Annotated in this window: 13 protein-coding genes and 1 pseudogene; 12 read left to right on the top strand and 2 right to left on the bottom strand. The window is 35.1% G+C overall.

Annotated elements, in window-relative coordinates; genetic code table 11:
- Positions 1-20 precede the first annotated feature (20 nt).
- Positions 21-584: pseudogene (locus MKY69_RS09560) on the top strand (HTH domain-containing protein); the annotation flags it as partial.
- 6 nt (positions 585-590) lie between these two features.
- Here the strand turns inward: MKY69_RS09560 and MKY69_RS09555 are convergent.
- Positions 591-1550: an IS30-like element IS1062 family transposase gene (locus MKY69_RS09555; RefSeq protein WP_002360751.1), complete on the bottom strand. Its 960-nt coding sequence runs from the start codon at positions 1548-1550 to the stop codon at positions 591-593.
- 66 nt (positions 1551-1616) lie between these two features.
- Between MKY69_RS09555 and MKY69_RS09550 the strand changes: the two genes are divergently transcribed.
- The 9 genes from MKY69_RS09550 to MKY69_RS09510 all read left to right on the top strand — a co-directional run bounded on the left by MKY69_RS09550 (position 1617) and on the right by MKY69_RS09510 (position 10073).
- Positions 1617-2951 carry a BglG family transcription antiterminator gene (locus MKY69_RS09550; protein ID WP_340791680.1) on the top strand — a complete coding sequence of 445 codons (1335 nt, stop codon included), beginning with the start codon at positions 1617-1619 and terminating at the stop codon, positions 2949-2951.
- A complete protein-coding gene (locus tag MKY69_RS09545; RefSeq protein ID WP_311981901.1) occupies positions 2951-3436 on the top strand; it encodes a transcriptional regulator GutM in 486 nt (161 codons plus the stop codon). Before MKY69_RS09550 ends, MKY69_RS09545 begins: the two co-directional genes overlap by 1 nt.
- Positions 3437-3438: 2 nt before the next feature.
- Positions 3439-3990: a PTS glucitol/sorbitol transporter subunit IIC gene (gene srlA, locus MKY69_RS09540; RefSeq protein WP_003103085.1), complete on the top strand. Its 552-nt coding sequence runs from the start codon at positions 3439-3441 to the stop codon at positions 3988-3990.
- Between the two features lie 10 nt (positions 3991-4000).
- Entirely contained in the window at positions 4001-4990 is a 990-nt protein-coding gene (srlE, locus tag MKY69_RS09535) for a PTS glucitol/sorbitol transporter subunit IIB (protein ID WP_003106025.1), read from the top strand.
- Between the two features lie 39 nt (positions 4991-5029).
- Positions 5030-5395: a PTS glucitol/sorbitol transporter subunit IIA gene (locus tag MKY69_RS09530; protein ID WP_003107785.1), complete on the top strand. Its 366-nt coding sequence runs from the start codon at positions 5030-5032 to the stop codon at positions 5393-5395.
- 156 nt (positions 5396-5551) lie between these two features.
- Positions 5552-6250: a 2,3,4,5-tetrahydropyridine-2,6-dicarboxylate N-acetyltransferase gene (gene dapD, locus MKY69_RS09525; RefSeq protein WP_003103502.1), complete on the top strand. Its 699-nt coding sequence runs from the start codon at positions 5552-5554 to the stop codon at positions 6248-6250.
- Between the two features lie 16 nt (positions 6251-6266).
- Positions 6267-7397, top strand: a complete 1131-nt coding sequence (locus tag MKY69_RS09520; RefSeq protein ID WP_003107784.1) for an N-acetyldiaminopimelate deacetylase — start codon at positions 6267-6269, stop codon at positions 7395-7397.
- A 188-nt stretch (positions 7398-7585) separates the two neighbouring features.
- Positions 7586-8842: a glycosyltransferase family 2 protein gene (locus MKY69_RS09515; RefSeq protein ID WP_003105206.1), complete on the top strand. Its 1257-nt coding sequence runs from the start codon at positions 7586-7588 to the stop codon at positions 8840-8842.
- Between the two features lie 25 nt (positions 8843-8867).
- Complete coding sequence (locus MKY69_RS09510; RefSeq protein ID WP_004235113.1) at positions 8868-10073, top strand: nucleotide sugar dehydrogenase; 1206 nt, start codon at positions 8868-8870, stop codon at positions 10071-10073.
- A 130-nt stretch (positions 10074-10203) separates the two neighbouring features.
- Here MKY69_RS09510 and MKY69_RS09505 read toward each other — a convergent pair whose 3' ends face one another.
- Positions 10204-11571: an MATE family efflux transporter gene (locus tag MKY69_RS09505; RefSeq protein ID WP_003105465.1), complete on the bottom strand. Its 1368-nt coding sequence runs from the start codon at positions 11569-11571 to the stop codon at positions 10204-10206.
- Positions 11572-11683: 112 nt separating this feature from the next.
- Between MKY69_RS09505 and MKY69_RS09500 the strand changes: the two genes are divergently transcribed.
- Positions 11684-12211 (top strand): 5-formyltetrahydrofolate cyclo-ligase, encoded by a 528-nt coding sequence (locus tag MKY69_RS09500; protein ID WP_004235118.1) that lies wholly within the window; start codon positions 11684-11686, stop codon positions 12209-12211.
- Positions 12208-12882: a rhomboid family intramembrane serine protease gene (locus tag MKY69_RS09495; RefSeq protein ID WP_003107780.1), complete on the top strand. Its 675-nt coding sequence runs from the start codon at positions 12208-12210 to the stop codon at positions 12880-12882. The genes MKY69_RS09500 and MKY69_RS09495 overlap by 4 nt, the downstream gene beginning before the upstream one ends.
- The last annotated feature ends 7 nt before the right edge of the window (positions 12883-12889 follow it).

Below are 12889 nucleotides of genomic sequence, written 5' to 3'. Positions count from 1 at the left end.
AACAAAGAAAGAAGAGAGTTGTGACATTAGTTAATCGCTGGTATAAAATTATAGACATTTTGGTGGCGCAACATAAAGTCGAAATTGATACATTAATTCAGGAACTAGATATCAGTCAACAAACATTATTAAAAAGTGTAGCTCAATTAAATGACATTCTAGATAACGATGTTGAAATCGTTCAAAAGAAAAATTTACTTGAACTTAGAGTTTATGATTATTCTAGACTTGAAAGTATTTTAGGGGGCAGTTTACGAAAAACAAGTGATTTTAATTCTTCGACAAAACGGATAGCTTATATCATAAAACGTCTAGTAGATAGTATAAAACCATTAATTATTGATGATTTAGCTGAAGAGATATCTGTTAGTAGAGGGACAATCAATAAGGACTTAAAAATAGTAAAACAGATAGCAAAAGATTTTTCACTTGAAATTTTGAGTAAACCTAATAGGGGAATTGAAATTTCTGGAGAAGAATTAAACTTAAGATTAATCTATATTCATAAAGTGTATAGTCATTTTGAAATTGAAAATATTAATCATGAAACATTGTCGTTTTTATTGAACTTATTTAAAACATATTAATTGTCAAATTAAGTTAGACAATTCCTCTTTGCATATGTGACTCAAGAATACTTCTATTGGTGTTTTATAGTTTAATGATTTTCGAGGGATATTATTTCTTTTCGATGCAATAGATTGGATAAAAGATTCATCAACTTCGTTGAAATCCATTTGCTTTGGTAAACCATCTTTACGTAATAAACCATTAGAGTTTTCATTTAACCCTCTTTGTGATGGTGTACCAGGATCTGCAAAATAGATATCAATATCATTTATATTACTGATTGATTTCCAATTTGAAAATTCCTTTCCACAATCAAAAGTCATTGATTTGAATAGATGCTTAGGTACAGATTGCATCCATTGGTTCAAACGATTTTCAATATCTATAGCTCGTCTGCCTTCTGGCTGAAGAGTGATGATTACTTTAGATAATCGCTCAACGAGGGTAATAACAGCACTTTTGTGCTTTTTACCCACAATAGTATCCCCTTCAAGGTGGCCAAATTCTTGATTGAATTTAGAATAATCATTTCCTCTGTCACGAAGTGATCGACGAAAAGATTGTTTTCCCCGAGTTTCTTTGTGTCCGTTGGCTTTACGTTTTCCTTTCATAGGTAGGTGAGTCACTTCAAATACGCCTTGTTTAAACATACGATAAAGTGTACGCATAGAACAAGAAATAGAAAACTCTGCACGGCCAACAATCACATCAGGTGTCCAACCTTGAACAACCCTCTTTTGAATATATTCTGTTTGTTCATCTGATAAGACAATAGGACGTCTGCCACAGCGAGTTTTATTCTTCTTGTATTGATTGAAATAATCTAGAGCATTGTGCCCTGTTTTGAAAAATTGGTAAACTTTATGAATCGTTTGTCTAGATCTATTCAGTAGTACTGCGGTTTTGGCTACAGATTGATGATTATTATAATACGCCTCTATCATTGCAAGTTCATTTGATGTAAGATGGGTATAGGTCATTTGTCTTCACTCCTTATAATTCTTTTGCGGGAACTATCTTGAGTGTAGCACAAATGACTTTTTTATTTGTCTAGCTTAATTTTACAATCGGCGACATTTAAAATCCCCAAAAAGATTCAAGAATTGTTAACAAAATCAATTTCAGTAGCTATCCTTAGGATAAAAAATAATCATCATTTTGATAAACCAATTTCACTTTATAGTAATGAGGTTAAATCTAACGAATTGATGGAAGAGTTATTATTTTACCTAGAAATGAATTATCAGATTTCGTTAAGTCAATTTGAAAAAAATTTCATTAATTTCCCCTTGAATGTTCAGTATATTGAGGGGCTAAGTTATAGTGATTACTATGATGATAAGCTGTTCTCAATTTATCATAAAGCAGTGGAAAGAGTAAAAAGTAAACTATACATTAATTTTGATGAAAAGATACTATTTTCTGATATTCAATCACATTTAAAGTACTTAATCAATAGACTGATTTTCCATTTTCAAATCAATGATATCTTTCATGGTGAAATCAGATATAAATACCCTTTAGCTTTTGAAATGGCTAATGTAGCATCAGAAGTGTTGGAAGAAGAATTTGGTTATCTTTTACAACTCTCTGAAAGAAGCTACTTAGCATTATATTTTGAAATGGTTTTAAGGGAAAAGAATGAAATTATTAAAACCACCACAAAGAAAATAGCAGTTGTTTGTACAACAGGTAGAGGGACTGCGAATATGATTTGTAGAAGACTAACTCAAGTATTGGGAAGGGACATAGCTATTTCTCAGTTCTCTGAAGAGGACTTTAATCCTGAATTAGATGATAACTATTTTGCCATTTTTACAACCATTCCATTAAAATTTGCAAACTTAAAATCTCCAGTAGTGCAAATTACAAACTTATTTGACGATCAATGGTTGCAGAATGAATGGCAACGTGTCAACCATTTTCATCAGAAAAATTTGGAAACGACCACCTTTAAATTTTTAAGGTTAAAGCCTAGAGAAACTTATCAAGATTATTTGAAAGAAATGGCTAAACATTTACAAGAGACTCAGTTAGTTGATTTTGAATTTGAAGATAGAATTCTAAAAAGAGAAGAAAAACAGACAACTCAATTTGGTAATCTTGTTGCATTTCCGCATACTATTAACCACATAGACGGTAATATTATTCTAATGTTAGGTTTATTAGAGGAACCTTTCAAGGGAACTAACAACTTAGTAGAATTTATTTTCATGCTTGCAATTCCAAAAACAATTGAAGGCATAAAAGAAGCGGAATTACTTGAACTTTATGATGATATTTTTAGGATTGCAGGTAGTGATAGTTTAAAAAATGAACTAAGAAAAATTGATAATGAAGAAAGCTTTATTAGTTTTACAAAAGATAGAGAGGTATTCTAATGAGTAATATGATAATACTTGGTTTAGTAATGGTAATTGCATATATTCTTCAAATAATTTTTGGATTAAAACAATTAAAAAACTTCAATGAAACTTATTCTGAGTTAAGAAAAGCTGGAAAAGTTGCTATTGGAAAACGATCTGGAAAAATAAAGGCTGGAACTATTGTTATGTTTGCAGTTGATAATAGTGGAAAAGTTTTAAAAGCTAAAAGAATGCAAGGTGTTACAATAATTTCTATGTTTAAAGATATGCCAAACTATATTGGGCAAGATATCCATTATCTGGATCATCATAATCCATTGGTTAGACAAGAAAACAAACTGTTACAAGCAGCAATTAAAGACGCACAGGAGTTGTTCTTAAGAACGGAAGCAGGGTCATATGAAGACGTGTCTAAATACGGATCAGCATTTGATATGAACTTGCACGTTAAAGGTTTAATTACAAGACTAAAATTACAATTAATAAATAAAAGGGGTTAAGGATGGACTATATTACTAAATTTGCTGAAGGTTTTATGAAACTTTTTCAACTAGGTGGAGAAACCTTTGTCAGCTGGATGACAGGAATTGTACCTGTAGTATTGATGTTATTAGTAGCTATGAACGCGCTTATAGGATTACTGGGAGAAGAAAAAGTAAATAAACTTGCTGAGGTATCTGCACGAAATCCAATTAGTCGCTATATGATCTTACCATTTATATCAGCATTTATGCTAGGGAATCCGATGGCTATTAGTATGGGACGATTTATGCCAGAGTACTACAAACCAAGTTATGTTGCCTCTCAAATGCAATTTTGTCACACATCAAATGGTGTTTTCCCTCATATCAATCCAGGAGAATTATTTGTTTGGATGGGAATTGCTTCAGGAATAAAGACATTAGGTTTGAGTCAGATGGAACTTGCTATTAGATACTTATTAGTAGGTTTGATCATGAACTTTGTCAGTGGTTGGGTGACCGATTTTACGACAGCTTATGTTTCTAAGCAACAAGGTGTTACCCTAAGTAAAACAATTGAATTAGATAAGTGAGGATTTTAAAATGACATATTCAAGTATTCGAGTTGAAAAAGGAAGTGGCGGATATGGTGGACCACTAATCATAACACCAACTGAACAAAAACATAAATTTATCTATATTACTGGTGGAGGCGAAAAACCGGAAATTGTTGATAAAATTTCTGAATTAACTGGCATGGAAGCTGTTAATGGTTTTAAAACATCGATTCCAGATGAAGAAGTAGCTTTAGCTATTGTAGACTGTGGTGGAACACTACGTTGTGGCATTTATCCCAAAAAAGGAATTCCAACGATCAACATAGTCGCTACAGGAAAAAGTGGCCCATTAGCACAATACATTAATGAAGATATTTATGTTTCTTCTGTAGGTATGAATCAAATTACTTCTACGCAAGAAAGTAAAGTTGAAAATATTAGTACTATCGAAGAAAAGAAAAAACCAACTTTTGATACTAGTAAAAAAATCACTGAGCAACGAGCTGAAAGCAGTTTTGTAGCTAGGATTGGAATGGGCGCTGGTAAAGTTGTTGCAACATTTAATCAGGCCGCTCGAGAAGCTATTCAAACACTCATCAATACAATTCTTCCATTTATGGCTTTTGTATCATTATTAATTGGTTTTATACAAGGTTCTGGGGTAGGTAACTGGTTAGCTAAATTAATGATTCCACTTGCTGGAAATATATGGGGATTAATTTTAATTGGTTTTATCTGTTCATTGCCATTCTTATCACCATTATTAGGGCCTGGGGCAGTAATATCACAAATTATTGGAACACTAATTGGTGTTGAGATTGGGAAAGGTAATATTCCACCACAGATGGCGTTACCTGCACTATTTGCCATTAACACACAAAATGGATGTGATTTTATTCCAGTTGCCTTAGGTTTATCTGAAGCAGATGCTGAGACAGTTGAAGTAGGTGTACCTTCTGTACTTTATTCTCGTTTCTTAAATGGGGTACCTCGTGTTGTGGTAGCTTGGATTGCAAGTATTGGACTTTATCAGTAAAAGAAGTATAATAAAATAAAATTTGAAAAGGAAAATAAAATGGTAAAAGTATTTGAAACTAAAGTATTGGAAATTGGGTCAGAGGCTCAAAATATGATTGAAAACACAAATATGTTAATTCTATTTGGTGAAGGGGCTCCAGCTGACTTATCAGAATTTTGTTTTACAATTAATAATAAAGAATTGACTGGAACCATCATCAAGAATGGTAAGGTAATTATCGGGGAAGAAAAGTATACCATCACAGCAGTCGGAAAAGTTGTTGAAAAAAATTTATCAAGTCTAGGTCACATTACACTTTCCTTCGATGGGAGTGAAGAGGCTTCATTACCTGGCACATTGCATGTAAAAGGAGTCAATAGTCCGCATTTAGAAATTGGATCAATAATTCAAATAGACTGTTAGTAGAAACAATACTTTTACCGAGATTTGAACTAAAAACCTACAGGTCGAAAATAGACCTGTAGGTTTTTAGTTTTTTTATAGAAGTTAAATAACTTATTTCCCAAATTTTCTGATAATTTGTTATAATAAGAAAACTAAGCACGAGGAGTTGGAAATATGACAGCACAAAAAATGACAGCACAGGAAATTATTGCATTTATCGGGAACGCAGAAAAGAAAACATCAGTCAAGGTAACTTATCAAGGCCAATTGGCAGTTCCACTACCAGAATCTGTTTTACAATTAGGTAATGTTTTATTTGGTGATTGGAAAGATGTTGAACCGTTACTAGCTGGCTTAACAGAGAACAAAGATTACGTTCTAGAGCAAGATGGTCGTAATTCTGCGGTTCCTTTACTAGATAAACGAGCTATCAATGCACGGATTGAACCAGGGGCGATTATTCGTGACCAAGTTACGATTGATGACAATGCCGTTATCATGATGGGTGCAATTATAAATATTGGTGCAGAGATTGGTGCAGGAACGATGATTGACATGGGTGCCATTCTTGGAGGAAGAGCATCTGTTGGGAAAAATAGTCATATCGGTGCTGGTGCTGTCTTAGCAGGCGTTATTGAACCGGCCTCGGCAGAACCTGTTCGAGTTGGTGATAACGTTTTAGTAGGTGCAAACGCTGTTATCATCGAGGGTGTGCAAATTGGTGACGGTTCAGTCGTTGCTGCGGGAGCTATTGTTACCCAAAATGTACCAGAAAACGTTGTTGTTGCTGGTGTCCCAGCGCGAATCATCAAAGAAATTGATGCCCAAACCCAACAAAAAACAGCACTAGAAGAGGCACTCCGTTTAATCTAAGAAAGAGAAGTACGATATGATAGATTTGCTAGCAACGAGACGACACTTACATCAGATTCCAGAAATTGGGCTAAAGGAAGTTAAAACTCAGGCATTTTTACTGAACATTATTAAGGAAATTAGTGATAATAAGCCATTTATTACGATTAAAACCTGGCAGACCGGAATTTTAGTCTATTTGTGTGGCTACGATCCTGAAAAGACAGTTGCTTGGCGGACTGACATAGATGGCCTTCCTGTAAAAGAAGAGACGGGGTTAGAGTTTTCTAGCCAACATGAAGGCAATATGCATGCCTGTGGACATGATGTCCATATGACAGTAGCCTTAGGCTTACTTGAACGCTTATCCAAATATAAACCCAAAAATAATATGCTTTTCATCTTTCAACCGGCTGAAGAAAATGAGGCTGGAGGGATGCTTATGTATCAAGATGGTGCCTTAAACGAGTGGATTCCTGATGAATGCTATGCACTCCATGTTAGACCAGATCTTAAAGTTGGGCAAATTGCGACTAATACATCTACTTTATTTGCGGGAACCTGTGAAGTAAAAATTGCCTTTCTTGGAAAAGGGGGGCATGCAGCATTTCCTCATCATTCCAATGATGCCTTAATCGCTGCCGCATATTTCCTGACACAAGTTCAAACCATAGTTAGTCGCAACGTTGACCCAATCGAAGGCGCTGTAGTGACCTTTGGATCAATGCATGCAGGAACGACCAACAATATTATCTCTGAACGGGCGGACTTACATGGGACAATCCGTACCTTAACGCAAGAGATGAGTATATTAACACAAAAACGAATTCAGACCATAGCAGAAGGCGTTGCAGCCAGCTTTAATTTGGAAGTTCAGATTGAATTAAAACAAGGAGGTTATCTCCCAGTTGAAAACAATCCGGAGTTAGCTAAGAACTTGATGGCATTTTTCAAAAAACGTGAATCTGTAGACTTAATTGAATGTTTACCAGCGATGACTGGTGAAGATTTTGGCTTCTTACTGAGCAAAATTCCAGGAGTGATGTTCTGGCTCGGTGTTGAAACCCCTTTTCCACTGCACCATGCTAAGATGAGTCCAAACGAAGAGGCCCTTACTTTTGCGGTCAAAGAAGTAGGTGCATTTCTAGATAACTTAATTAATGGATAATGAAAAAAACTACCTAGTTATATCAAACTAGGTAGTTTTTTATATTATTTTTTAAAAAAATGACAAGGTCAAGTTCTAAATTTTTACATCAAAACTTGGTTTGAAAGTCGCCTGTCTCTTTACTATAATAATTTTTAGTTTGTGACTTCGTTTGCTGATGGAGTCAAAATAAATAAAGAGAGGTAACAATGGAAAAAATTAAAAATGCAATTACTTTCGTCACTTTCATAGTATTGTGGACGCTTTTAATAATGCTCAATGTCTTTGTTTTTGGGACAAAAGGAAGTCTAGCTGTTTATGGTATAGTCTTAATGGTTTATCTTTCTGTTAAGATGGGTCTATCATTTCTCTATCGTCCTTATAAAGGACAAGCTGGTCAGTATCATGTGGCGGCAATTATCCCTTCCTATAATGAAGATGGACAATCTTTACTTGAAACACTGAAAAGTGTTGAGGCGCAAAATTACCCAATCAGAGAAATTTATGTGATTGATGATGGAAGTGCGGATATATCAGGAATAAGTAAGATTGAAGACTATGTAAATAGTAACAATAAAGCTGATAAAATTATCGTTAAGCGACTGGAACAAAATGTTGGGAAGCGTCATGCTCAGTCTTGGGCTTTTGAACGATCAAAAGCAGATGTTTTCTTAACAGTTGACTCAGATACCTATATCTATCCAAATGCCTTAGAAGAGCTATTAAAGACCTTCAATGATAATCGAGTTTATGCAGCAACTGGGCATCTAAACGCTCGTAATCGAGATATTAACCTATTAACACGTTTAACAGATATCCGTTATGACAATGCCTTTGGTGTCGAGCGTGCGGCTCAATCTGTGACAGGGAATATCTTAGTTTGTTCGGGGCCTTTAAGTATTTATCGTCGCCAAGTTGTTGTTCCTAACATCAAACGTTATACCAGTCAAACTTTCTTAGGTGTTCCGGTGAGCATTGGTGATGACAGGTGCCTAACCAATTATGCAACTGACTTAGGGAAGACCGTTTATCAATCAACTGCTCGTTGCGATACAGATGTTCCTCATCAGTTCAAAACATACCTAAAACAACAGAATCGTTGGAATAAATCTTTCTTTAGAGAATCATTAATCTCAGTTAAAAAACTATTATCTTGTCCACTGGTCGCAGTTTGGACAACTGTTGAAGTATCAATGTTTATCATGTTGATCTATTCAATCTGTAATTTAGTGATTGGTGAAGTACAAGCTTTTTCATGGCAAAAATTACTAGCCTTTCTACTAATCATTTTTATTGTCGCCCTGTGCCGAAACGTTCATTACATGGTTAAGCACCCTCTTGCATTTCTATTATCACCTTTTTATGGCTTGCTTCACCTTTTTGTCTTGCAGCCACTTAAGCTCTATTCACTATTAACCATTAGAAATGCTGACTGGGGAACTCGAAAAAAAGAATCTCTTACTTAATTATTCGTAGAAAGGAAAAAAAGAATTGAAAATTACTGTTGCCGGTTCCGGATATGTTGGTTTATCCTTAGGTGTCTTACTTGCACAAACTAATCCCGTAACCATCGTTGATATTGTTGAAGAAAAAGTAAAATTAATTAATCAAAGAAAATCACCAATTCAAGATAAGGAAATCGAAAGTTATTTAGCTGAAAAGCCTTTATCTCTCACCGCTACCTTAGATGGTGATTCGGCTTATAGCCAAGCAGATTTAATTATTGTTGCCACACCAACAAATTACAATAGTGATATTGATTTCTTTGATACAAAACATGTTGAAGCCGTTATTTCACAGGCATTAAAAGTCAATGATAAAGCAATTATTGTTATTAAATCAACCATCCCGATGGGCTTTATCAAACAAGTCAGAGAACAATTTAAGACAGATAGAATTATTTTTAGTCCAGAATTTTTAAGAGAATCAAAAGCTTTACATGATAATTTACATCCCAGTCGAATTATTGTTTCTTATGAGAAAGAGGATTCAGCTGCGACAATAGAAGCTGCTAGAGAATTTGGAAAGCTTCTCAAAGAAGCTGCCTTAACTAAGGAAGTCCCACTTCTTTTTATGGGAACTGATGAGGCCGAGGCGGTTAAGCTATTTGCCAATACTTATTTAGCTATGCGAGTTTCTTACTTCAATGAATTAGATACCTATGCTGAGGCAAAAGGCTTGGATGTACAACGTGTTATTGAAGGTATCTGTCGCGATAGACGAATTGGTGAACATTATAATAATCCATCATTTGGTTACGGTGGCTATTGCTTACCAAAAGATACTAAGCAGTTATTAGCTAATTACAAAGATACACCGCAAGCTTTAATATCTGCCATCGTTGCTTCAAATCAAAAACGTAAGGAGTTTATTGCCGAGCGGATTAAGGAACTGCTAAAGGATCGAGATGAAAATGACAAGCAACCAACTGTTGGGGTTCATCGTTTAATTATGAAAAGTAACTCAGATAACTTTAGAGAAAGTGCTATCAAAGACGTGATGGATTTATTAAGTTCTTATCAAATCCGAGTGCTAATTTATGAACCAATGTTGGAAGAGGAACTAGACTATGAGGTCACTAAAAATTTAGATAGCTTTAAAAAAGAATCTACAATCATTGTTTCTAATCGCTTTGATCGTTCATTAGCTGATGTTGGCCATAAAGTATATACGCGAGATATTTTCGGAATTGATTAATTTTTTGTAAAAAAATAGGACACCTATGAGGGAGGTGTCCTGGAGATTTATGAAAAGGGTAGGTCAGATTACTCTTTCTACCCCACGGTCTGGGTAAACCGTTGTTTAGGATATAACTATGATAATACACTTAGCTTAAAATTTCCTTAACTGACAGAAATTCTTGTAGTTCTTGTTCTTTAAGTCGTTTTAACAAAATAAAAGTTGAAGGGATTAAGATTAGGACGCTGCCAATCCAAGCTGCAGGATTGGCTGAGGCAATACCAGCAAAGCCAAAATAAATTAAACCAATAATAGCTACACCAGCTCTCATCACCAATTCCATAATTCCAGCAACCGTTGGTACAAATCCGTAACCCAAGCCTTGAATAAAGCTGCGTAGAATAAAGAGAATTGCTAAGAGCCAGTAGAAAGACCCATTAATCAGATAGTAAAGTAATGCTAAATGGAAAACTTCTGGGTCTGCATCAGCGATAAATAAAGAAGAAAAGAAATGGTGGCATGAAATGAGAAGGATGGCGAAAAAGACTGCCCATCCTATTCCCAGGATAAGGGAACTCTTGAGTCCCTCAAAGATACGCTTAAATTCTTTTGCACCAAAGTTCTGTGCAGTGAAAGTTGAAACGGCCAAACCTAAATTAATCATTGGTAACATGGCTAATTGGTCAGTTTTGCTAGCAATGGCTTGCGCTGCGATAGCCTGAGTTCCTAGCTTATTGATTGTGACTTGTAAGGTGATGGCACCAATAGCAATAATACTGGCTTGAAAGCCCATTGGAATTGCTAGTCGTCCGTGTTGGTTAAGATTATCTTTATCAATGACCAAGTCTGCTCGGGTCAATCTGAAAAAGGGAATATTTTTGTGGATATAATAGAATAGGTAAGCAACTGAAAAAGCTTGCGCTGTAATGGTTGCAATACCAGCTCCTAAAACGCCCATCTTAAAACCTAATATAAAAAGAAATTCCAAAAAGATGTTAAGGATACTAGCCAAGATTAAGGCAACTAATGGTGTTCGAGAGTTACCTAGACTTCTTATTGCATTTGATAAGTAATTAAATAAAATAGTGAAGATTAATCCCGAAAACATGGCAAGAAGAAATTGATAGGAATTATCAATTAAGTTTTCTGGGGTTTGCATTAAATAGAGTAGTGGTTTTAAGAAAACTACAGAAATGACTGTAAGGATAAAACTGACTAATACAGAGTAAAATAGTCCGTGAACATAACTAGTTTTGACTCCAATAAAATCTTGGGCACCAAATCGCTGTGAGGTGACAATAGTCAGCCCAGAAGTCAGCCCCATCGCAAAACCGACTACCAGAAACATAATACTTCCTGTCGCTCCAACAGCTGCGAAGGCATCTTGTCCTAAAGTATGACCAACGATAATACTATCTGCGAAATTATAAGCAAGTTGAAAAAAACTACCTATTAGTAAAGGTAGGGTAAAAATCAAGATAACTTTTAAAGGGTTACCTTTTGTTAAATTTTGCATCCTAAACTCCATAAAAAAATTGTAAATTCTTTTATATTTTAACTTTTGTCATAACAAATAGCAATAACTATCCAAAAAAGGCAAATGACATTTTTTGTGGTAAACTTATCATATGGAAAAAAAGGAATTAAGAACACAAGTAATTTCATCTATGAAAAAGATGGATAAAAAAGAAAAAAGTCAAAAAGACTTGCAGTTACTAGAATTAGTTTGTGATTCACAAGCATACAAAGATGCCAAAATTGTTGCGACTTATCTAGGCATGCCTCATGAATACAAAACAACCCTTTTCATCAAGCGTGCATTGGCTGATGGTAAAATAATTGTCGTCCCTAAAACATACGGGAAAGGTCGAATGATTTTTGTACACTATAATCCAAAAGACTTACAAAGAACGTCTTATGGATTGATGGAGCCAATAAGCGAAGAGGAAGTGACAAAAGATCAAATTGATCTGATTCATGTGCCAGGAGTTGCTTTTACTGAAGAAGGATTCCGGATTGGCTATGGTGGCGGTTATTATGATCGTTATCTAAGTTATTACCAGGGTCATACTTTTTCGACCATTTATCAGTGTCAAAAAGCTCAATTTCAACCTGCCACACATGATGTTGCAGTGGAAGTGGTTTATGCCTTATGATATATGATTTGCGAAAGAATCCAGTTACATTAACATTATTAATTCTGACCGCACTGGTTTTTTTAGCCATGCAAGTATTTTATGGTCAGTTTGCTAGATCAGTTCAGGCTATTTACCAATTTGGTGGCATGTATGGAGTTGCTGTAAAAGCCCTACCTTCTCAGTTATGGCGTCTAGTTAGTGCCATCTTTGTTCATATTGGTTGGGAACATTTTTTACTCAATGGGCTAACATTGGTATTTGTTGGTCAGTTATCTGAGAAACTGTGGGGAGCACGTCATTTTCTGCTCTTGTATCTCTTATCTGGTATTATGGGTAACCTATTTGTTTTAGCTTTTACACCTTCAACCGTAGCTGCAGGTGCATCAACGTCCTTATTTGGACTATTTGCGGCCATAACTGTTTTGGGTTATTTTAGTCAAAATTTATCATTAAAAGCTTTATCTAAGTCTTACCAGTCACTAATTTTTGTCAACTTACTGATGAATATTTTTATGCCTAATGTTAGTATTGCAGGACATATTGGTGGGATTGTCGGTGGTGCTTTAGCAGCACTTTTCTTGCCTAGCCAAGCACCAGAAAATCAATTTGAGAGACAATATCGATTAGCATCGCTAGCTCTATATGTCTTTCTTGTAGTCGCAATCCTAACTTATACTTATCTAACATAAAAAAAGT

Source organism: Streptococcus sp. FSL R7-0212 (assembly GCF_038007985.1).
GTDB lineage: Bacteria > Bacillota > Bacilli > Lactobacillales > Streptococcaceae > Streptococcus > Streptococcus parauberis.
Note: the sequence above shows the minus strand (reverse complement) of the source record. Positions and strands in the feature narration are given on the sequence as shown.

Excerpts from the sequence above, each read along its gene's own strand:
- MKY69_RS09520 (WP_003107784.1), top strand. The coding sequence starts at position 6,267 with ATGATAGATTTGCTAGCAACGAGACGACACTTACATCAGATTCCAGAA.
- MKY69_RS09495 (WP_003107780.1), top strand. The coding sequence starts at position 12,208 with ATGATATATGATTTGCGAAAGAATCCAGTTACATTAACATTATTAATT.
- MKY69_RS09545 (WP_311981901.1), top strand. The coding sequence starts at position 2,951 with ATGAGTAATATGATAATACTTGGTTTAGTAATGGTAATTGCATATATT.
- MKY69_RS09500 (WP_004235118.1), top strand. The coding sequence starts at position 11,684 with ATGGAAAAAAAGGAATTAAGAACACAAGTAATTTCATCTATGAAAAAG.
- MKY69_RS09515 (WP_003105206.1), top strand. The coding sequence starts at position 7,586 with ATGGAAAAAATTAAAAATGCAATTACTTTCGTCACTTTCATAGTATTG.
- srlA (WP_003103085.1), top strand. The coding sequence starts at position 3,439 with ATGGACTATATTACTAAATTTGCTGAAGGTTTTATGAAACTTTTTCAA.
- MKY69_RS09555 (WP_002360751.1), bottom strand. The coding sequence starts at position 1,550 with ATGACCTATACCCATCTTACATCAAATGAACTTGCAATGATAGAGGCG.
- MKY69_RS09505 (WP_003105465.1), bottom strand. The coding sequence starts at position 11,571 with ATGCAAAATTTAACAAAAGGTAACCCTTTAAAAGTTATCTTGATTTTT.
- srlE (WP_003106025.1), top strand. The coding sequence starts at position 4,001 with ATGACATATTCAAGTATTCGAGTTGAAAAAGGAAGTGGCGGATATGGT.
- MKY69_RS09530 (WP_003107785.1), top strand. The coding sequence starts at position 5,030 with ATGGTAAAAGTATTTGAAACTAAAGTATTGGAAATTGGGTCAGAGGCT.
- dapD (WP_003103502.1), top strand. The coding sequence starts at position 5,552 with ATGACAGCACAAAAAATGACAGCACAGGAAATTATTGCATTTATCGGG.